We start from the raw sequence: 21393 nt of genomic DNA, 5'->3' as shown, positions 1-21393 counted from the left end.
TCTGGCCTAGCGCCTGCGCGCCTTGCGGTCGTCCTTGACGTGGCCCCGGAACGTGCGGGTGGGGGCGAACTCCCCCAGCTTGTGCCCGACCATGGACTCGGTGATGAAGACCGGGACGTGCTTGCGGCCGTCGTGCACCGCGATGGTGTGGCCCAGCATGTCCGGGATGATCGTGGACCGGCGGGACCAGGTCTTGATCACGGTCTTCTTGCCCGACTCGTTGAGCACGTCCACCTTCTTGAGCAGGTGGTCGTCGACGAACGGGCCCTTCTTCAAGCTGCGCGGCATGTCTTACTCCTCCCTGCTCAGCGCTTCTTGCCGGTACGGCGGCGGCGGACGATCATGCGGTCGCTCGGCTTGCCCTTGCGACGGGTGCGGCCCTCGGGCTTGCCCTTCGGGTTCACCGGGTGCCGACCGCCGGAGGTCTTGCCCTCACCACCGCCGTGCGGGTGGTCCACCGGGTTCATGGCCACGCCGCGCACGGTCGGGCGCTTGCCCTTCCACCGCATCCGGCCGGCCTTGCCCCAGTTGATGTTGGCCTGCTCGGAGTTGCCGACCTCGCCGACCGTCGCCCTGCAGCGCACGTCCACGTTGCGGATCTCGCCGGACGGCATCCGCAGTTGGGCGTACGGGCCCTCCTTGGCGACCAGCTGCACGCTGGCACCGGCCGAACGGGCGATCTTGGCCCCGCCGCCCGGCCGCAGCTCGATCGCGTGCACCACGGTGCCGACCGGGATGTTGCGCAGCGGCAGGCTGTTGCCCGGCTTGATGTCGGCCCGCGGACCGTTCTCGATCCTGTCCCCCTGGCGCAGCTTCTCCGGCGCGAGGATGTAGCGCTTCTCGCCGTCGGCGTAGTGCAGCAGCGCGATCCGGGCGGTGCGGTTCGGGTCGTACTCGATGTGCGCGACTTTGGCCGGAACGCCGTCCTTGTCGTGCCGCCGGAAGTCGATCAGCCGGTAGGCCCGCTTGTGGCCGCCGCCCTTGTGCCGCGTGGTGATCTTGCCGTGCACGTTGCGGCCGCCCTTGCCGTGCAGCGGGCGGACCAGCGACTTCTCCGGGTGGTCCCGGGTGATCTCGGCGAAGTCCGAGACGCTGGAACCACGACGGCCCGGCGTCGTCGGCTTGTACTTGCGAATACCCATGTGTACTCAGTCCTTACGAGGCCGGTCCGCCGAAGATCTCGATCGGCTTGCTGTCCGCGGTCAGCGTGACGATCGCGCGCTTCGTGTCCTTGCGCTTGCCGTACCCGGTGCGGGTGCGCTTGCGTTTGCCCTGCCGGTTGAGCGTGTTCACGCTGACCACCTGGACGCCGAACACCTTCTCGACCGCGATCTTGATCTCGGTCTTGTTCGCGTGCGGGGCGACCACGAAGGTGTACTTGTTCTCCTCGAGCAGCCCGTAGGACTTCTCGGAGATCACCGGCGCCAGCAGGATGTCGCGGGGGTCGGGAATCATTCCTTGTCCTCCTTGGCCTTCCGCTGCGACGGCGGCAGCTGGAAGCCCGCCTTCTCGGCGTCCTCCTCGGTGGCGAACCACACCTCGGCGGCGGTCCGGTTGTAGTGCGAGCTACCCGGCACGTGGTACAGCTTCGAGGAGGTGTTGCCCTTGATCGGGTAGCCCTCCGGCTCCGAGCCGTCCTCGAGCGGGGCGTGGCTGCCCGGACCGAAGTCGGTCTCCGCCGCGGCCGGCTCGGCGTCCGCCTTCTTGGCGGACTCCTTCTTGGCCGGCTCCTTCTTCGCGGGCTCCTTCTTCGCGGTGTCCGCCTTGGCGGTTTCCGCCTTGGCCTTCTTGGCCGGCTTGGCCTTCGGCTCCTCGGCGACCTCGCTCTCCCGCGCGTAGCCCCTGGCCTTCGGCAGGGTCGCCGAGACCGGGCCGGCCAGGAACGCGTCCAGCGCCGTCCGGGAGAACACCACGTCGTCGTTGACCAGCACGTCGTAGGTGTTGAGCTGGTCGGGCGAGAGGATGTGCACGTTCGGCAGGTTGCGCGCGGACACCCAGTTGACGTCCTCGTCCTTGGTCAGCACCAGCAGCAGGCGCTTGGCCGCCGTGACCGCCTCGAGCGCCTTGCGGGCCGCCTTGGTGGACGGGATGTCCCCGTCGACCAGGCCGCTGATCACGTGCAGCTGACCCGCCCTCGCCCGGTCGGACAGCGCGCCGCGCAGGGCCGCCGCCTTCATCTTCTTCGGCGTGCGCTGGCTGTAGTCGCGCGGCGTGGGGCCGTGCACGACACCACCGCCGGCGAACTGCGGCGCCCTGGTCGAACCCTGGCGGGCCCGGCCGGTGCCCTTCTGCCGGTACGGCTTCTTGCCACCGCCGCGAACCTCGCCGCGGGTCTTGGTGTCGTGCGTGCCCTGCCGGGCCGCGGCCTGCTGAGCGACCACGACCTGATGCATCAGCGCGATGTTGGCCTGGGCGTCGAAGATCTCGTCGGGCAGCTCGACGGTGCCGTCGGTCTTGCCGTCCGGGGTCTTGACCTCAACGCTGGTGGTCACTACGCATCACCCTTCGCGGCGCTCTTGAGGAACACCAGGCCACCCTTGGGGCCGGGGACTGCGCCCTTGATCAGGATCAGGCCGGCGTCGGCGTCCACCTGGTGCACGGTCAGGTTCTGCGTGGTGACCCGGACGTGGCCCATCCGGCCGGCCATGCGCAGGCCCTTGAACACCCGGCCGGGCGTGGCGCAGCCGCCGATCGAGCCCGGGCTGCGGTGCTTGCGCTGGGTGCCGTGGCTAGCGCCGAGACCCTTGAACCCGTGCCGCTTCATCACGCCGGCGGTGCCCTTGCCCTTGCTGGTGCCGGTCACGTCGATCACGGTGCCCGGCTCGAACACCTCGGCGGTGATCTCCTGGCCCACCTCGTAGCTGTCCGCGTCGGTGGTGCGCAGCTCCGCGAGGAACCGGCGCGGCGTGACCTTCGCCTTGTCGAAGTGCCCGGTGCGCGGCTTGTTCACCTTGCGCGGGTCGATGGCGCCGAACGCCAGCTGCACGGCCGCGTAGCCGTCGCTGTCCTTGGTCCGGATCTGGGTGACCACGTTCGGCCCGGCCTTGATGACGGTCACCGGCACGATCCGGTTGTTCTCGTCGAAGACCTGGGTCATCCCGAGCTTGGTGCCCAGGATCCCCTTCATCTGCCTGTCAGACATAACTACTCAGGCCTCACTGAATGTTGACGTCGACGCTGGCCGGCAGGTCGATGCGCATCAGCGCGTCGACCGTCTTCGGCGTCGGGTCGAGGATGTCGATCAGACGCTTGTGCGTGCGCATCTCGAAGTGCTCGCGCGAGTCCTTGTACTTGTGCGGCGAGCGGATGACGCAGTAGACGTTCTTCTCGGTGGGCAGCGGCACCGGCCCGACGACCCGAGCACCGGTGCGTGTCACGGTCTCGACGATCTTGCGCGCGGACGCGTCGATCGCCTCGTGGTCGTAGGCCTTGAGCCTGATGCGGATCTTCTGTCCCGCCATGGTGGCTTGCCGTCCTTCTTGAGTGCCGCTCCGGTCCACGCGGTCGGGTGTGTCGCGCCCGTCGCGCAGACCGACCCCTTGGCCGTGCCGTTGGGGGTGGTCATTGGGAGGGCCCGCCGGAGACGGGCCGAACTCGCGTCAGGGCGGCCGGCTGGTGAACCGACCGGCCGCCCGACAACGAGCAACCTGTCAAGGATGCCACATGGAAAGATGGCGTCCCAAACTGGGGTGGTTACTTGATGATCTTGGTGACCCGGCCGGCGCCCACGGTGCGGCCACCCTCGCGGATGGCGAACCGCAGACCCTCTTCCATCGCGATCGGCTGGATGAGGTCGACCTTCATCTCGGTGTTGTCGCCCGGCATGACCATCTCGGTGCCCTCGGGGAGGGTCACCACGCCGGTCACGTCCGTGGTCCGGAAGTAGAACTGCGGGCGGTAGTTGTTGAAGAACGGCGTGTGCCGCCCGCCCTCGTCCTTGGACAGGATGACCACGTTGGCCTCGAACTCCACGTGCGGGGTGTTCGTGCCCGGCTTCACCACGACCTGGCCGCGCTCGACCTCTTCGCGCTTGATACCGCGCAGCAGCAGACCGACGTTGTCCCCGGCCTGGCCCTGGTCGAGCAGCTTGCGGAACATCTCGACGCCGGTGACCGTGGTCTTCTGGGACTTCTCCTTGATGCCGACGATCTCGACTTCCTCGCCGACCTTGACGATGCCGCGCTCGACCCGGCCGGTCACCACGGTGCCGCGGCCGGTGATCGTGAACACGTCCTCGATCGGCATCAGGAACGGCTTCTCGGTCTCGCGGACCGGCTCCGGCACGTTCTCGTCCACCGCGTCCAGCAGCTCCATGAGCTTGGCGCCCCACTCGGCGTCGCCCTCAAGCGCCTTCAGCGCGGAGACGCGGACCACCGGCAGGTCGTCGCCCGGGAAGTCCTGGCTGGACAGCAGCTCGCGGACCTCCAGCTCGACCAGCTCGAGGATCTCCTCGTCGTCCACCATGTCGGCCTTGTTCAGCGCCACCACGATGTAGGGCACACCGACCTGGCGGGCCAGCAGCACGTGCTCACGGGTCTGCGGCATCGGGCCGTCGGTCGCCGCCACCACCAGGATCGCGCCGTCCATCTGCGCCGCACCGGTGATCATGTTCTTGATGTAGTCGGCGTGACCCGGGCAGTCCACGTGCGCGTAGTGCCGCTTCTCGGTCTGGTACTCGATGTGCGCGATGGAGATGGTGATGCCGCGGGCCTTCTCCTCGGGCGCCTTGTCGATCTCGTCGAACGGCGTGAACGGGTTGAGGTCCGGGTGCCTGTCGTGCAGGACCTTCGAGATCGCCGCGGTCAGCGTCGTCTTGCCGTGGTCGATGTGACCGATGGTCCCGATGTTGACGTGCGGCTTGGTCCGCTCGAACTTCGCCTTCGCCACTTTCTTCGTCCTCCTGGACTTGTTCTTACGCTGCCGTGGCCGACCGCGTTGTCAGGTTCGGTAGTGCGGAACCATAGAGGCAAGCCCCGTCCGGCTCCGCACCGGATCTGTATTACTCGCCAGTCGCCTTGGCGATGATCTCCTTCGCGACGTTCGTCGGAACCTCCGCGTAGGAGTCGAACTGCATCGAGTAGTTCGCCCGACCCTGGGTCTTGGACCGCAGGTCGCCGACGTACCCGAACATCTCGGACAGCGGCACCAGCGCTCGGACGACGCGGGTCCCGCTGCGCTCCTCCATGGCCTGGATGTGCCCACGCCGGGAGTTCAGGTCACCGATGACGTCGCCCATGTAGTCCTCGGGCGTGGTCACCTCGACCGCCATCATCGGCTCGAGCAGCACCGGGGAGGACTGCCTGGCGGCATCCTTGAGCGCCATCGAACCGGCGATCTTGAACGCCATCTCGGAGGAGTCCACCTCGTGGTAGGACCCGTCGAGCAGCGTGACCTTGATGCCCACCAGCGGGTATCCGGCCAGCACGCCGTACTGCATGGCGTCCTGGGCGCCGGCGTCCACCGACGGGATGTACTCCTTCGGAACCCGGCCACCGGTGACCTTGTTCTCGAACTCGTACAGCGCACCGTCCAAAGTGGGCAACGGCTCCAGCTTGATGATGACCTTCGCGTACTGGCCCGAGCCACCGGTCTGCTTCTTGTGCACGTACTCGAACTTCTCGACCGTCTTGCGGATGGTCTCGCGGTACGACACCTGCGGCTTGCCGATGTTGGCCTCGACCTTGAACTCCCGCCGCATCCGGTCGACCAGGATGTCGAGGTGCAGTTCCCCCATGCCCTCGATGATCGTCTGGCCGGTGTCCTCGTTCAGGCTGACCCGGAAGGTCGGGTCCTCCTCGGCGAGCTTCTGGATGGCGGTGGACAGCTTGTCCTGGTCGGCCTTGGTCTTCGGCTCGATGGCCACCGAGATGACCGGCTCCGGGAACGTCATCGACTCCAGCACGATCGGGTTGGCCGGGTCGGACAGCGTGTCGCCGGTGGTCGTCTCCTTCAGACCGATCATCGCGTAGATGTGGCCGGCGCGGGCCTCGTCGACCGGGTTCTCCTTGTTGGCGTGCATCTGGAAGAGCTTCCCGATGCGCTCCTTGCGCTCCTTGGTGGAGTTCATCACCTGGGAGCCCGGAGTGACCTTGCCGGAGTAGACCCGGACATAGGTCAGCTTGCCGAAGAACGGGTGCGCGGCGATCTTGTAGGCCAGCGCCGAGAACGGCTCCTCGACACTCGGCTTGCGGGTGCGGGTGGTGACGCCGTCCGGCAGCAGGCCCTCGACGTCCGGCACGTCCGCGGGGGACGGCAGGTAGTCGATGACCGCGTCCAGCATCGGCTGCACGCCCTTGTTCTTGAACGCCGAGCCGCACAGCACCGGGTAGGCCTCGCGGGCGATGGTGAGCTTGCGGATGCCGGCCTTGATGTGATCGACGGTGAGCTCCTCACCGGCGACGTAGAGCTCCATCAGATCGTCGTCGGCCTCCGCGACCGCCTCGATCAGCCGCTCGCGGTACTCCTGAGCCTGCTCGAGCAACTCGGCCGGGATCTCCTCGACCGTGTAGTCCTCGCCCTTCTTGACCTCGCCGTGCCAGTACAGCGCGCGCATCTCGACCAGGTCGATGACGCCCTCGAACGCGCTCTCCGCGCCGATCGGCAACTGGATGGGCAGCGGGCGGGCACCGAGGCGCTCGGAGATCGTGCGCACGGTGAAGAAGAAGTCGGCGCCCAGCTTGTCCATCTTGTTGACGAAGCAGATCCGCGGCACGTCGTACTTGGTGGCCTGCCGCCAGACCTGCTCGGACTGCGGCTCGACGCCCTCCTTGCCATCGAAGACGGCAACGGCCCCGTCCAGCACCCGCAGCGAGCGCTCCACCTCGACGGTGAAGTCGACGTGGCCAGGCGTGTCGATGATGTTGATCTGGTGGCCGTCCCAGAAGCACGTGGTCGCGGCGGACGTGATCGTGATGCCGCGCTCCTGCTCCTGCTCCATCCAGTCCATCGTCGCGGCGCCTTCGTGCACCTCGCCGATCTTGTAGTTGATCCCGGTGTAGAAGAGGATCCGCTCGGTCGTGGTGGTCTTGCCCGCGTCGATGTGAGCCATGATCCCGATGTTGCGGACCTTGGCCAGGTCGTTGAGCACGTCGAGTGCCACGGGTCTGTTCCCCTGTCTTGTACAGCGTCAGCGCCGGCCGGTGGGCCGGCACCGAATCACCAGCGGTAGTGGGCGAAGGCCTTGTTGGACTCCGCCATCTTGTGGGTGTCCTCGCGGCGCTTCACGCTCGCCCCGAGTCCGTTGCTCGCGTCGAGCAGCTCGTTCATGAGCCGCTCCACCATGGTCTTCTCCCGGCGCTGCCGCGAGAAGTTGACCAGCCAGCGCAGCGCGAGGGTGGTGCTGCGGCCGGGCTTGACCTCGATCGGCACCTGGTAGGTGGCACCACCGACCCGCCGGCTCTTCACCTCGATGGTCGGCTTGACATTGTCCAGCGCGCGCTTGAGCGTGACCACCGGGTCGGTGCCGGTCTTGTCGCGGGCACCCTCGAGCGCCCCGTACACGATGCGCTCCGCGACGGAGCGCTTGCCGTCCCGCAGCACCTTGTTCACCAGCTGGGTGACCAGCGGAGAGCTGTACACCGGGTCGGAGATCAGCGGCCGCTTGGGGGCCGGACCCTTGCGTGGCATATCAGCTCTTCTCCTTCTTCGCTCCATACCGGCTGCGGGCTTGCTTGCGGTTCTTGACGCCCTGCGTGTCCAGCGAGCCGCGGATGATCTTGTAACGCACGCCAGGCAGGTCCTTCACCCGGCCACCGCGGACCAGGACCATCGAGTGCTCCTGGAGATTGTGGCCCTCCCCCGGGATGTACGCCGTGACCTCGATGCCACTGGTCAGCTTGACACGCGCGACCTTGCGCAGCGCGGAGTTCGGCTTCTTCGGGGTAGTGGTGTACACGCGGGTGCACACGCCACGCCGCTGCGGGCTCCCCTTGAGAGCCGCAGTCTTCTGCTTGGCGACCTTGTCCTGGCGGCCCTTGCGGACCAGCTGCTGGATCGTGGGCATAGACCGGCTTTCTCTTCTCAACGTCGCATGTTTGCCTTGTGTGTTCCCCGGTCCCCCCGTACCCCGAGGTCGGGCGTGTCGCCCTAGTCAGGCACCCGTTCGGGTGAATAATCCTCTGGGGTTCGCGAGGAACTCGACATGCCCAGCGTCACGCCCAGGCACACCGACCGACCCGACAAGAGTCGGGCACAAGTAGGTAAGATACCTTCCCCCGCCAACCGAGGTCAAAGCGGGGTCCCCTCACACCGCCCCGGGTGCCACCACGGTCAACCCCGACTCCGCCGCCGCTGTTCCCAGCCGCTTGTCGTAGGTCACGAACGCGCTGATCCGCATGCCGGACGCGGTGAGATTCTCGGCGGTCGCCAGGTGGATGGCGTCCAGCGAACGCAGGGTGGAATCCATGTACGCGGCGGCCGTAGCCCGGACCGGCGCGTCGACCTCGAACCGGGCCATTCTAGACAGCACGCCCGACATGATGCCGAGCCGACGTGGGGCGGCCCGGCGCAGTGCCCGCGGTACCTCGATCTCGGACAGCGCCGAGGTCACCCGCTCGCCAGGGTGGTCATCAAGCCAGCCGACCAGCGCCGGGGTCTCAGTCTCCGGGGCGATCAACTTGACGATCGCGCAGCTGTCCAGATAGATCACCAACGCTCCTCTTCCCGCATGGCGATGAGCGCGGCCGACGCGGAGCCGGTCTCATCGACGTCGCCGGGCGGCATCGGGAACGGGGTGCGGTCGGTGGCCGGGATCAGGCGCCCGGCGGCGACCAGGCCTTCGATCTCCCGAGGGACGATCGGGATGATCCGGGCGATCGGCTTGCCGCGGCTGGTGATCTCGACCACCTCACCGTTCTCCACCCGGGCCAGTACGCCGGCGGTGTCCTGGTTCAGCACGCGTACGGGGACCTGCTCCATGACCGCAGGATAGTACGGCGGTACTACGTTGTCCTGCTGGAGAGCATGAACTCGCCAACGCTCGCCTCCTCCAGGGGATTGAGGGCGGTGGCCTGGGCGAACAGGTCGGAGTCGCCGGTGCCGATGGCGCAGGGGGCGAGGTTCATCGCGGTGGCGACCAGGTACATGGTCTGCAGCAGGGCGCCGAGGTCCTTGAGGATCAGGGCATAGGCCATGCTCTGGTACTTCCACATCACCCGGCCGAACCGGGCGGTGCAGACCAGCAGCACGTGCGGCGAGCGGCCGCCGCCGGCCGCCTCGGCGGCCCGCCAGACCAGCTGGCGCACGGCGGGCTCGGCGGCCGGAACCGGTTCGAGCCGGTGACCGAACGGGTCGTAGTGGTACATGCCGGACGCCAGGCCCGTCACCTGCGTGACCACCGGATAGATCTCCAGGCCGTGCAGCGCACCGCCGGACGGGCTCGGCCTCAGCGACACCTCGTTCCGGTCGTCCCGGAGCACCCGGCGGACCCCGGCCGCCTGGTGCAGAAACTCACCCAGTTGGGCGACGGTGAGCGGGTGCTCGTCGTCCGGCTCCCGGACCGACCGCCTGGCCTCCAGCACGGCCGCGAACGGCATCCCGGCTCGCTCGGCACCGTCCGGCACCGGCAGCGGCAGCGCGGCCTCCACCGCCCAGGGTGCCCGCCGGGCCGGCAGCGGCGCGTGCCGCCCGTCGGCCCACCGCGTGAGGCCGAACGGCTCGTCGTGGTACCCGGCTCGGCTGCGCGCGTGGAACCACAGCTCGTGCGGGCTCCACTGCTCGGTGGTCAGATCGGCGCGCATGTCCTCCTCGGCGTCCCGGACGAAGCCGTACCAGGCCAGCTCGCCGACCAGCTCCGCGACCACGCCGGCGGTCAGCCCGGCCGGAACACACGGCTCCGCCGAGCCCGCCATCCGGTGCAGCACGGTCAGGACGTCCAGGTCGTGAATCTCCACCGAGGCCCGGCACCGCGGCGACTCCAACACCAACTCGTCGCCGGCGCGCCGCATGAGCGCGAACCTGGACAACCGCGGCGCCCGCAGCGGAGCGGCCCGGGGCTCCAGGTGCGGTCCAAGGGGCCGGACGGTGATCAGCGACCGGTTCCGAAAGGAGAGCCGGGCGGTCAGCCACCCGCCGGCCCGCAACCGGTCCAGCAGTGCCGCCGTCCCGGGCCCGAACCGGTCGAGCAGTGCCGCCTCCGGGTGCTCATCCGCCGCGAGCTCCCCGAGCAGTTCCCGCTGGCCCGCGCTCAGCACCCCGATGTGCTCCCCCCACCCGGCTCCGCGCAGCAGCGCGACCTGCCCATCCGCCCCGGTGGCCACGAACACCGCCGGGCGGAGCCGAAGGTGCCGAGCGCAGTTCCCCTCGCTCACCAAGGTCCCACCGCACGCACCTCCTCGACCGAGTTGGCGCGAGGAGGCCCAACCTGGTCTGCTGACGGTAAGACAGGTCATGCGGCAACCGAAACCGCCGTTGAGACGGCTAATTCCGCCCAGAAGGGCGGCCAGATCCGTCAGCTGCCGCCATTCCGGCGATTCCCGGCGAATCGCCGGGGGCAACCGCATGCTGCCATTCCCGATCCGCGATTTGCTATCTGCAAGTCCGCAAGCCACGAAATCGGCACTCGGAGGCCGGAGCCCGGAACTCACCGGACCGAAGAGGGACCTCGGATGCCGGACCCGTTTTCCGCATGGCGAAGGCCGCCCTGGGGAGGGCGGCCTTCGTCGGGGTGGGGTGGTTAGCGGTAGTCGCGGCCGAAGTCGTAGTCGTCCAACGGGACGGCCGGACCTGTGCCGGTGCCGAAGACGTCCGGGGTGTAGTAGCCGTCGTCGTAGGACGGGATCGCGTATGCGGCGACCCGGGCCTCCTCGGTCGGCTGCACCTGGATGTTCCGGTACTTGTTGATGCCGGTGCCGGCGGGGATGAGCTTGCCGATGATCACGTTCTCCTTGAGGCCGACGAGCTGGTCCGAGCGGCCGTTGATGGCGGCGTCGGTGAGCACGCGGGTGGTCTCCTGGAAGGACGCGGCGGACAGCCACGAGTCGGTGGCCAGCGAGGCCTTCGTGATGCCCATCAGCACCGGGCGGCCGGAGGCGGGCTCGCCGCCACCGGCGACGACCCTGCGGTTCTCCCGCTCGAACTCGGACCGCTCGATGAGCGCACCGGGAAGGAACTCGGCCGCACCGGAGTCGAGGATGGTCACCCGGCGCAGCATCTGCCGGACGATCACCTCGATGTGCTTGTCGTGGATGGACACACCCTGGGCCCGGTAGACCTTCTGCACCTCGTCGACGAGGTGCAGCTGGGCCTCGCGGGGACCCATGACCCGCAGCACCTCGTGCGGGTCGGGGGTGCCCTCGAGCAGCTGCTGCCCGACGCGCACGTGATCGCCGTCGGCCAGCGGAGCACCGTCCGGCGTGAGCGCCAGCCGCTGCCGCTTGGACAGCTTGTCCAGGACGATCTCCTCGCTGCCGTCGTCCGGGATCAGCGTGATCTTCCAGTACCGGTCGCCGTCCTCGATCCGCACCCGGCCGTCGACGTCGGCGATCGGCGCCTTGCCCTTCGGCACGCGGGCCTCGAACAGCTCCTGGACACGCGGCAGACCGGTGGTGATGTCCTCACCGGCGACACCGCCCTGGTGGAAGGTACGCATGGTCAGCTGCGTGCCCGGCTCACCGATCGACTGCGCGGCCACGATGCCCACCGCCTCGCCGACGTCCACCAGCTGCCCGGTGGCCATCGACCGACCGTAGCAGGTGGCGCACACCCCGACCGCCGACTCGCAGGTCAGCACGCTGCGCACCTTGGCCTTGGTGACGCCCGCGTTGGCCAGCTTCTCGATCGCCGGGTCGCCGAGGTCGTCGCCCCGGTTGAGCAGCACGTTGCCGGCCTCGTCGGTGATGTCCTCGGCCAGCGTGCGCGCGTAGACACTGGTCTCCACGTGCTGGTCGCGCACGATCCCGCCGTCCGCGCCGGCCTCGCCGATGGTCATCACGATGCCGCGGCTGGTGCCGCAGTCGACCTCGCGGACGATGACGTCCTGCGACACGTCCACCAGACGCCGGGTCAGGTAACCCGAGTCGGCGGTCCGCAGCGCGGTGTCGGCCAGACCCTTCCGGGCACCGTGCGTGGCGATGAAGTACTCCAGCACGGACAGGCCCTCGCGGAAGTTGTTCTTGATCGGCCGCGGGATGTACTCACCCTTCGGGTTGGACACCAGACCACGCATCCCGGCCAGCGACCGGACCTGGGTCATGTTGCCCGCCGCACCCGACTTCACGATCATCGGGATCGGGTTGTCCTCGGGGAAGTTGTCCTCCATGGCCCGAGCGACCTCCTCGGTCGCCTGGCCCCACACCTTGACCAGCTCGTTGTTGCGCTCGGAGTGGGACAGCTGCCCGCGCTGGTAGCGCTTCTCGACCGCGTCGGCCTTGAGCTCGTAGGAGTCCAGGATCTCCTGCTTGTTCGGCGGCACCACGATGTCCGAGATGGCGATCGTGACCCCGGACCGGGTGGCCCAGAAGAAGCCCGCGTCCTTGAGCTTGTCCAGCGTCCGGGCCACGGTGACCATCGGGTACCGCTCGGCCAGGTCGTTCACGATCGCGGCCTGCCGCTTCTTCGGCATCGCCTCGTTGATGAACGGGTAGTCCTCCGGCAGCAGGTCGTTGAACAGCACCCGGCCCAGCGTGGTCTCGGCCAGCCATGCGGTGCCCGGTTCCCAGGTCTCCGGCCGGTCGGTGCCGGCCGGGGTGCGGTCGTGGATCCGGACCTTGATCGGCGACTGCAGCTCGATCGACTTGCGGTCGAAGGCCATGATCGCCTCGGCCGGTGAGGAGAACGCCTGTCCGGCCCCGATGCCCTCGTCCTTGAGCCGGGTCAGGTGGAACAGGCCGGTGACCATGTCCAGTCGGGGCATGGCCAGCGGACGCCCGGACGCCGGCGACAGGATGTTGTTCGACGACAGCATCAGGATTCGCGCCTCGGCCTGGGCCTCGGCGGAAAGCGGCAGGTGCACCGCCATCTGGTCGCCGTCGAAGTCGGCGTTGAACGCCTCGCAGACCAGCGGGTGCAGCTGGATCGCCTTGCCCTCGACCAACTGCGGCTCGAAGGCCTGGATGCCCAGGCGGTGCAGCGTCGGCGCCCGGTTGAGCATCACCGGGTGCTCGGTGATGACCTCCTCGAGCACGTCCCACACCGCCGGCCGGGCCCGCTCCACCATCCGCTTGGCGGACTTGATGTTCTGCGCGTGGTTGAGGTCGACCAGCCGCTTCATCACGAACGGCTTGAACAGCTCGAGTGCCATGGCCTTGGGCAGGCCGCACTGGTGCAGCTTGAGCTGCGGACCGACCACGATGACCGACCGGCCGGAGTAGTCGACCCGCTTGCCGAGCAGGTTCTGACGGAACCGGCCCTGCTTGCCCTTGAGCAGGTCGGACAGCGACTTCAGCGGCCGGTTGCCCGGGCCGGTGACCGGACGGCCGCGCCGGCCGTTGTCGAACAGCGCGTCGACGGCCTCCTGCAGCATCCGCTTCTCGTTGTTGACGATGATCTCGGGCGCACCCAGGTCGATCAGCCGCTTCAACCGGTTGTTCCGGTTGATCACCCGGCGGTACAGGTCGTTCAGGTCCGAGGTGGCGAACCGGCCACCGTCGAGCTGAACCATCGGCCGCAGGTCCGGCGGGATCACCGGGATGCAGTCCAGCACCATGCCCATCGGCGAGTTGCTGGTCTGCGAGAACGCGGCGACCACCTTGAGCCGCTTGAGGGCGCGGAGCTTCTTCTGCCCCTTGCCGTTGCGGATCGTGTCGCGCAGGTTGTCGGCCTCGGCTTCGACGTCGAAGTCGTGGGCCAGCTTCTGGATCGCCTCGGCGCCCATCGAGCCGGTGAAGTGGTCGCCGTAGCGGTCGGTCAGCTCGCGGTAGAGCTGCTCGTCGGCGATCAGCTGCTTCGGCTCGAGCTTGGTGAAGGTGGTCCAGATCTCCTCGAGCCGGTCCAGCTCGCGCTGCGCCCGGTCGCGGAGCTGGCGCATCTCCCGCTCGCCGCCCTCCTTGACCTTGCGGCGGACGTCGCTCTTGGCGCCCTCGGCCTCGAGCTGGGCCAGGTCGGCCTCCAGCTTCTGCGCGCGCGCCTCGATGTCGGCGTCCCGCTTGGCCTCGACCTGCTTGCGCTCGACACCGATGTCGGCTTCCATGCTGGGCAGGTCGGCGTGCCGCTGCTCGGTGTTCACCGTCGTGATCACGTACGCGGCGAAGTAGATGATCTTCTCGAGATCCTTCGGCGCGAGGTCGAGCAGGTAGCCGAGCCGGCTCGGCACGCCCTTGAAGTACCAGATGTGGGTGACCGGCGCGGCCAGCTCGATGTGGCCCATCCGCTCCCGGCGGACCTTGGCACGGGTCACCTCGACGCCACACCGCTCACAGATGATGCCCTTGAAGCGGACGCGCTTGTACTTGCCGCAGTAGCACTCCCAGTCCCGGGTCGGGCCGAAGATCTTCTCGCAGAAGAGCCCGTCCTTCTCCGGCTTCAGGGTGCGGTAGTTGATGGTTTCGGGCTTCTTCACCTCGCCGTAGGACCACTGGCGGATGTCGTCAGCGGTCGCCAGGCCGATGCGGAGCTCATCGAAGAAGTTGACGTCTAGCACGTCGGTTCTTTCCCCTTTTGTTGGTATGTCTGACGGGGATCGGGCCTGCGCCGGGTGCACGGAGCACCCGGCGCGGCGCGGTACTAGTTCACGACGTCATCCACTGACGGCGATTCGTTGCGGGACAGGTTGATGCCGAGGTTGGCCGCGGCGCGCTCGAGGTCCTCGTCGTCGGAGTCGCGCATCTCGATGGCGGCACCGTCGCTGGAGAGCACCTCGACGTTGAGGCACAGCGACTGCAGCTCCTTGAGCAGCACCTTGAACGACTCGGGGATCCCGGGCTCCGGAATGTTCTCGCCCTTGACGATCGCCTCGTACACCTTGACCCGGCCGAGCACGTCGTCGGACTTGATCGTGAGCAGTTCCTGCAGCGTGTACGCGGCGCCGTAGGCCTGCATCGCCCAGCACTCCATCTCACCGAAGCGCTGGCCACCGAACTGCGCCTTACCACCGAGCGGCTGCTGGGTGATCATCGAGTACGGGCCGGTGGACCGGGCGTGGATCTTGTCGTCGACCAGGTGCAGCAGCTTGAGGATGTACATGTAGCCGACCGCGACCGGGAACGGGAACGGCTCGCCGGAGCGGCCGTCGAACAGCGTCGCCTTGCCGTCCTCGCCGACCAGCCGCTCGCCGTCCCGGTTCGGGAGCGTCGAGCCGAGCAGACCGGTGATCTCGTCCTCCTTGGCCCCATCGAACACCGGCGTCGCGGTGTTCGTGCCGGGCTCGGCCGAGTAGAGCTCCTCCGGCAGCCGGTTCGCCCAGCCGGGGTCGCCGTCGATCTGCCATCCCTGCTTGGCGATCCAGCCGAGGTGCGTCTCCAGCACCTGGCCGATGTTCATCCGGCGCGGCACGCCGTGCGTGTTCAGCACGACGTCCACCGGCGTGCCGTCCGGCAGGAACGGCATGTCCTCGACCGGGAGGATCTTGCCGATCACGCCCTTGTTGCCGTGCCGGCCGGCGAGCTTGTCCCCGTCCTGGATCTTGCGCTTCTGCGCCACGTACACCCGGACCAGCTCGTTGACGCCCGGGGGCAGTTCGTCCTCGTCCTCCCGGCTGAACACCCGGATGCCGATGACCTTGCCGGTCTCGCCGTGCGGCACCTTCAGCGAGGTGTCGCGGACCTCGCGGGCCTTCTCGCCGAAGATCGCGCGGAGCAGCCGCTCCTCCGGGGTCAGCTCGGTCTCGCCCTTCGGGGTGACCTTGCCGACCAGGATGTCGCCGGCGCCGACCTCGGCGCCGATCCGGATGATGCCGCGCTCGTCGAGGTCGGCGAGCACCTCCTCGGAGACGTTCGGGATGTCCCGGGTGATCTCCTCGGCGCCGAGCTTGGTGTCCCGGGCGTCGATCTCGTGCTCCTCGATGTGGATCGAGGTGAGCACGTCCTCCTCCACCAGGCGCTGGGAGAGGATGATCGCGTCCTCGTAGTTGTGGCCCTCCCACGGCATGATCGCGACCAGCAGGTTCTTGCCGAGCGCCATCTCGCCGTTCTCGGTGCACGGACCGTCGGCGATCACCTGACCCGCCTCGACCCGGTCACCCTCGGCCACGATCGGCTTCTGGTTGATGCAGGTGCCCTGGTTCGACCGGCGGAACTTGTGCAGGCCGTAGGTGCGCCGGGTGCCGTCGTCGGCCATCACCGAGATGAAGTCCGCGGACAGCTCCTCGACCACACCGGACTTCGTGGCCACCACCAGGTCGCCGGCGTCCACCGCGGCGCGCAGCTCCATGCCGGTGCCGACCAGCGGCGACTCACTGCGCAGCAGCGGGACCGCCTGACGCTGCATGTTCGCACCCATCAGGGCGCGGTTGGCGTCGTCGTGCTCGAGGAACGGGATCATCGCGGTGGCCACCGAGACCATCTGCCGCGGCGAGACGTCCATGTAGTCCACGTCGAACGGCTCGATGAACTCGACCTCGCCGCCCTTCTTGCGGACCAGGACGCGCTCCTCGGCGAAGTGGTTCTGGTCGTCGAGCGGCGCGTTGGCCTGCGCGATGACGTGCCGGTCCTCCTCGTCCGCGGTCAGGTAGTCGATCTGGTCGGTGACCTGGCCCTCGACCACCTTGCGGTAGGGCGTCTCGATGAAGCCGAACGGGTTGACCCGCCCGTAGGAGGACAGCGAGCCGATCAGCCCGATGTTCGGGCCTTCCGGGGTCTCGATCGGGCACATCCGGCCGTAGTGCGAGTGGTGGACGTCGCGGACCTCCATGCCGGCCCGCTCCCGGGACAGGCCGCCGGGACCCAGCGCGGAGAGCCGGCGCTTGTGCGTCAGCCCGGCGATCGGGTTGGTCTGGTCCATGAACTGGGACAGCTGCGAGGTGCCGAAGAACTCCTTGATCGCGGCCACGACCGGCCGGATGTTGATCAGGGTCTGCGGCGTGATCGCCTCGACGTCCTGGGTGGTCATCCGCTCCCGGACGACCCGCTCCATCCGGGACAGACCGACCCGGATCTGGTTCTGGATCAGCTCGCCGACGGTGCGCAGCCGCCGGTTGCCGAAGTGGTCGATGTCGTCCACCTCGACCGGGACGGTCTCGTTGTCGCCACCGGCGGCCGGCATCGTGGTCTCGCCGGCGTGCAGCCGGACCAGGTACTCGATCGCGGTGACGATGTCGTCCTCGCTGAGCACGCCGGTCTCGACCGGCACGGCAAGGCCGAGCTTCTTGTTGACCTTGTACCGGCCCACCTTGGCCAGGTCGTACCGCTTCTCCTTGAAGAACAGGTTCTCCAGCAGGGTCTGCGCGCTCTCCTTGGTCGGCGGCTCACCCGGGCGCAGCTTGCGGTAGATGTCCAGCAGCGCCTCGTCGGTGCCGGCCGTGTGGTCCTTGTCCAGCGTGGCGATCAGCGTCTCGGAGAAGTGGAAGCGTTCACGGATCTGCTCGGTGCTCCAGCCGAGCGCCTTGAGCAGCACGGTCACCGGCTGACGGCGCTTGCGGTCGATCCGGACCCCGACGGTGTCGCGCTTGTCGACGTCGAACTCGAGCCACGCACCGCGGCTCGGGATGACCTTGACGCTGAACACGTCCTTGTCGGTCGTCTTGTCCACGCTGGTGTCGAAGTAGACGCCGGGGGAACGGACGAGCTGGGAGACCACGACCCGCTCGGTGCCGTTGATGATGAACGTGCCCTTGTCGGTCATCACCGGGAAATCGCCCATGAACACCGTCTGGCTCTTGATCTCGCCGGTGGTGTGGTTGGTGAACTCCGCGGTGACGAACAGCGGCGCCGCGTAGGTCATGTCCTTGTCCTTGCACTCCTCGACGGAGGCCTTGACCTCATCGAAGCGCGGGTCGGAGAAGGAAAGGGACATCGAGCCGGAGAAGTCCTCGATGGGGGAGATCTCGTTCAGGACCTCCTCGAGGCCCCCGATAGGGTTGTCGTCACCGGCGTCGATGCGTCGCTGAAACCAGGACTCGGCTCCGGTGAACCACTCGAACGACTGAATCTGCAGGTCCAGCAGGTTGGGTGTACCCAGCGGCTCGCGGATCTTCGCGAACGACACACGCCGGGGCGCGCCGGGGATTCCTGAGTTCGATGCAGTGGAATTGGTCGCAGTGGCCTTGGTCGCGCGGGAGACTGCCAAGATGCGTCCTTCCAGGGACTATGAGCGGTCTGCGCAGCCGCGCTAGCGGGAGGTAGCGCGTCTGGCACAGGGTGCGGTGGTACCCACCAGTCTAGGGCATGCGAAAGTGGGCAGCGCAAAGGGGCAGTCTAGCCATCAAACCGGCGACTGTCCAGGCCCGCCGCTCAAGGGAATCCTCTCGCTGGAGTGCGCGCTGACAAACAGCGTGACCCTGCGGCGCCGCCGAGTCAAGATGCCGCACCATGATCCCTACCTCTAGTCGAGGTATTGGCTACTCTCCGTGCATGCCGACCTGGGGAAACGCCGCGGGTCGCGGTCGATTGGAGCGATTCCAGCCCCGGGACACCAGCGGTGCTCTAGCACTGCGGCGCGGCCTTCCCGTCCGCTAGGGGCTGCCCGAGCAGGTCGAAGCCGGTGATCTTCCACCGGCCGTCCTGGCGCTCGGCGTTGACGTTGAACTGCGCCCCGCTGACCGCGGTCTGGTTCTGGTCGGCCCGGGTGGACCGCTGGTCGACGAAGGCCAGCAGCACCGCCCGGTCGCCCTCAAGCCGGACCAGCCCGATCTCCCGCACCTGGGCGCTGACCACGATCTTCTGCTCCGGCGCGAGCTTGCGCACCTCGCCGAACAGCTGCTCGTACTCGCACGGCGCCTTGCCGGCCAGGTGCTCCCGCGCCGCGTTCGCCGTGCGCTCCAGGTCGGTGTAGTTGTAGGACAGCACCTGCTCCAGCGCACCGCGCAGCTGCGCGACCAGCTCGCTGGCGGCCGCCGGATCGGTCAGCGCCGCGTTGTTCACGTCGGCCGACTCGCGGGCGCTGTTCGCCTCGCCGCGGAACCAGACCGCAAGGCCGGCCGCCAGCACCGCCACCACGACCAGCACGATCGCGAGGGCGTACGGGCTGGCCCGGCGCGGCACCGGCTCGGCGAGGTCCTGGTAGGCGGTCCCGGCCTCGGCCTCCGCCTCGGCCAGGTCGTCGGGCTGGGTGGTGCCGGCGTCCCGGCGCTTGCCGGCCGGGCGGGGCCGGGGTTTCGGCGCGGCGAGGTCGTCGTCCTCTGGCTCCCGGTCGTCGGTGTCGTCGCCGATCACCGACCCGACGACCAGGGTTTCCTCGATCGCCGGATCGGCGGCGTCAACCGGGTCCGGGGTGGCCGGCTCGGCCGGGTCCGGGGCGTCGGCCGGCGCGGTCCGCTGCGGGTCGGCCGGCCGGCGCAGACCGGCCACCCGGGGGCGCCGGGGCGGTGGGGTCGGGGTTCTGGGGTGGCGACGGGTGGGAGGCAACGCGGATCCTCTCGATCAGGTCAGGAGCGGGCGGGATCGACATAGCCGACGGCGGACAACTTCCAGCCGTCGGCGGTGCGCTGCAGCGCACCCTGGATCCGCATGTACTTCTTGGCCGGCTGCTGGCCCTCGGTCGCCACGTCCACAACGGCGGCGGCGATCACCGAGGCCTTGCCCTCGAACTCGTTCAGATCGGTCACCGCGAGCGAGAGCACCTGGGCCGTGGTCACCGTCTTCGCGTCCACGATCGCCTGCCTGCTGGACTCCTTGCGGCCGGCCACGTCGTTGTGCAGGTCGCCGGTGGACGCCGCCTCCCAGTTGGCCAGGCTCTCGTCCACCTTGCGGTAGTCCAGCGTCTGGAACGTCATGATCGCCTGCCGGGCCACCCGGTCCACCTCGTCCCGAGCCGTGGCCCTTGCCAGGGTGTCGTCGTTGCTGGCCCGCAACCAGGAAACGCCGAACCAGACGGCGACCACCACGGCCGCGACGGCCAGGGCGACCGCGCCGAGCAGCAGTGGGTTCGCCCAGCGCCGGTGTGCGCCCGGTTCCACGCCGTCGTCCACACTTGTCATTGCTACTCCAGGGTAGTCAGGCTGGTACGGAAAATTCTGGTCGTCATGTCAACTGGTCAGGCCGAGCATCTGCGCGAGGCTGCGCAACCCCTCGATGCCCGGCTGGGTCACGGTGCCCGGCAGGCTGCCTCTGGCCAGCCCGGCGACCTGTTCCTGGGGCCGGCCGGCATTGGCCGCGATGTCGGCCTGGCTCGGTGTCTTCGGCACCCCGTTGAACGGGGCGTTCTGCGACCCGCGCACGCTGATCGGGCTGCCGGCCGGCTCCGCGCAGTAGGTCTGCGCCGGCAGCGGGGCCGGCGGGCCGGTCTGGTTCCCGTCCCGCCGGACGGTCTGCTCGTAGCCCCGGGTGCACGGCGGCGGGTCGAACAGGTTCAGCGCGAGGCCCAGGTGCACGGTGCCGTCCCCGGAGGCCAGTACGCCCTGCGCGGCCGCGGACAGCACCGGGTAGGCGACCAGCGTGTACTCCAGCCCCTCGCCCCGGACCCGCAGGATGTTCGACGTGGTCAGCAGGTTCGCGATCAGGAAGCTCAGCCCGGAGCCGGACTCGGACAGCAGCCGGGTGACCGCGGTGGCCGCCGGCGGCGCGTTGGCGATCAGCCGGCGCAGGTCCGGATCGGAGGTGCGCAACTGCTCGGCCAGCAGCCGAAGGTCGTTGCCGAACGCGGTCAGGTTGGCCGACTCGGCGTTCTGGGTGTCCAGCACGGTGCCGCCGGTGTCGATCAGCGAGATGGTCTGCGGCAGGTAGACCGTGGCCCGGTCGGTGAGGTCGCGGGTGCTGTCCAGCAGCACCTGGAGGTCCTGGCCGGTGCCCTTGAACGCCAGGTACAGCTCGTCGACCACCGTGCGCAGCGCGTCGGTCGGCACCGATGCGGCCAGGCTGTCCAGATCGCGCAGCACGGTGTCGGTGCCGATCGGGGTCCTGGTCCGGTCGGCCGGGATCACCGAATCCCCGGTCAGGTAAGGCGCTTCGTCGTCGCGCGGCCGCAGATCGACGTACTGCTCGCCGACCGCGGACCGGTTGGCCACCACCGCGTCCAGGTCGGCCGGGATCTGCGGGGCGTCCGGGTCGATCTCGAGATCGACCTGCAGCCCCTCGCGGGTCAGCCGGATCTCCCCCACCCGCCCGACGTTCACCCCGCGGTAGGACACCTCCGCGTTGCTGAAGATCCCGCCCGACTCGGTCAGGTTCATCCGGACCGTGTACCCCTCGTCGCCGAACACCGCGCCAAGCCCGGTGAACCGGAACAGCGCGTACACCACGGCCAGGACCGCGATCACGAGGAACGCGATCAGCTGGAGGCGGACGGTGCGGGTGAGCATCAGCACCACCCCGAACGGACCGAGCATGCCGGCCGGGTCACGGCCGGCATGCCGGACCGCGCCGGCCG

Annotated in this window: 17 protein-coding genes and 1 pseudogene; all 18 read right to left on the bottom strand. The window is 68.6% G+C overall.

Going from position 1 to position 21393, the window contains the following annotated elements; translation table 11 throughout:
* Positions 1-6: 6 nt before the first annotated feature.
* Positions 7-288, bottom strand: a complete 282-nt coding sequence (rpsS, locus tag VFV67_RS03025; protein ID WP_325162118.1) for a 30S ribosomal protein S19 — start codon at positions 286-288, stop codon at positions 7-9.
* Positions 289-305: 17 nt separating this feature from the next.
* Entirely contained in the window at positions 306-1142 is an 837-nt protein-coding gene (rplB, locus tag VFV67_RS03020; protein WP_326466997.1) for a 50S ribosomal protein L2, read from the bottom strand.
* Between the two features lie 13 nt (positions 1143-1155).
* Positions 1156-1455: a 50S ribosomal protein L23 gene (rplW, locus tag VFV67_RS03015; RefSeq protein ID WP_326466996.1), complete on the bottom strand. Its 300-nt coding sequence runs from the start codon at positions 1453-1455 to the stop codon at positions 1156-1158.
* A 356-nt stretch (positions 1456-1811) separates the two neighbouring features.
* Positions 1812-2492, bottom strand: a pseudogene (gene rplD / locus VFV67_RS03010) (50S ribosomal protein L4); the annotation flags it as partial.
* Positions 2492-3142, bottom strand: a complete 651-nt coding sequence (gene rplC / locus VFV67_RS03005) for a 50S ribosomal protein L3 (protein WP_326466995.1) — start codon at positions 3140-3142, stop codon at positions 2492-2494. The pseudogene rplD and the gene rplC, both read right to left, overlap by 1 nt.
* A 13-nt stretch (positions 3143-3155) precedes the next feature.
* Positions 3156-3461 (bottom strand): 30S ribosomal protein S10, encoded by a 306-nt coding sequence (gene rpsJ / locus VFV67_RS03000; protein ID WP_003938093.1) that lies wholly within the window; start codon positions 3459-3461, stop codon positions 3156-3158.
* Positions 3462-3693: 232 nt separating this feature from the next.
* The gene (gene tuf, locus VFV67_RS02995) at positions 3694-4887 is read right to left on the bottom strand and encodes an elongation factor Tu (RefSeq protein ID WP_326466994.1); all 1194 of its coding nucleotides are present in this window, start codon (positions 4885-4887) and stop codon (positions 3694-3696) included.
* Between the two features lie 112 nt (positions 4888-4999).
* Entirely contained in the window at positions 5000-7099 is a 2100-nt protein-coding gene (gene fusA / locus VFV67_RS02990; RefSeq protein ID WP_326466993.1) for an elongation factor G, read from the bottom strand.
* A 56-nt stretch (positions 7100-7155) separates the two neighbouring features.
* On the bottom strand, positions 7156-7626 hold the full coding sequence (gene rpsG, locus VFV67_RS02985) for a 30S ribosomal protein S7 (RefSeq protein WP_325162112.1): 471 nt from the start codon (positions 7624-7626) through the stop codon (positions 7156-7158).
* A 1-nt stretch (position 7627) separates the two neighbouring features.
* Positions 7628-8002, bottom strand: a complete 375-nt coding sequence (gene rpsL / locus VFV67_RS02980) for a 30S ribosomal protein S12 (RefSeq protein ID WP_030473471.1) — start codon at positions 8000-8002, stop codon at positions 7628-7630.
* A gap of 240 nt (positions 8003-8242) precedes the next feature.
* Positions 8243-8647 (bottom strand): type II toxin-antitoxin system VapC family toxin, encoded by a 405-nt coding sequence (locus tag VFV67_RS02975; RefSeq protein ID WP_326466991.1) that lies wholly within the window; start codon positions 8645-8647, stop codon positions 8243-8245.
* A complete protein-coding gene (locus VFV67_RS02970) occupies positions 8644-8916 on the bottom strand; it encodes a type II toxin-antitoxin system prevent-host-death family antitoxin (protein ID WP_326466989.1) in 273 nt (90 codons plus the stop codon). Before VFV67_RS02970 ends, VFV67_RS02975 begins: the two co-directional genes overlap by 4 nt.
* A gap of 23 nt (positions 8917-8939) precedes the next feature.
* Positions 8940-10307: a SagB family peptide dehydrogenase gene (locus tag VFV67_RS02965; protein ID WP_326466988.1), complete on the bottom strand. Its 1368-nt coding sequence runs from the start codon at positions 10305-10307 to the stop codon at positions 8940-8942.
* A gap of 365 nt (positions 10308-10672) precedes the next feature.
* Positions 10673-14575, bottom strand: coding sequence for a DNA-directed RNA polymerase subunit beta' (locus VFV67_RS02960; RefSeq protein WP_326466986.1), 3903 nt, complete (start codon positions 14573-14575; stop codon positions 10673-10675).
* 83 nt (positions 14576-14658) lie between these two features.
* A complete protein-coding gene (gene rpoB / locus VFV67_RS02955) occupies positions 14659-18156 on the bottom strand; it encodes a DNA-directed RNA polymerase subunit beta (RefSeq protein WP_326466985.1) in 3498 nt (1165 codons plus the stop codon).
* A 356-nt stretch (positions 18157-18512) separates the two neighbouring features.
* Positions 18513-19433: a hypothetical protein gene (locus VFV67_RS02950; protein WP_326466983.1), complete on the bottom strand. Its 921-nt coding sequence runs from the start codon at positions 19431-19433 to the stop codon at positions 18513-18515.
* A 20-nt stretch (positions 19434-19453) separates the two neighbouring features.
* Positions 19454-20005 carry a hypothetical protein gene (locus tag VFV67_RS02945; RefSeq protein WP_326466981.1) on the bottom strand — a complete coding sequence of 184 codons (552 nt, stop codon included), beginning with the start codon at positions 20003-20005 and terminating at the stop codon, positions 19454-19456.
* 48 nt (positions 20006-20053) lie between these two features.
* Positions 20054-21325, bottom strand: coding sequence for an MlaD family protein (locus tag VFV67_RS02940; RefSeq protein WP_326467071.1), 1272 nt, complete (start codon positions 21323-21325; stop codon positions 20054-20056).
* Positions 21326-21393: the final 68 nt, after the last annotated feature.

This window comes from Actinophytocola sp. (assembly GCF_035762905.1).
Taxonomy (GTDB): Bacteria; Actinomycetota; Actinomycetes; order Mycobacteriales; family Pseudonocardiaceae; genus DASYTH01.
The sequence above is the reverse complement of the archived record's forward strand: the minus strand, read 5'-3'. Positions and strand labels throughout refer to the sequence as shown.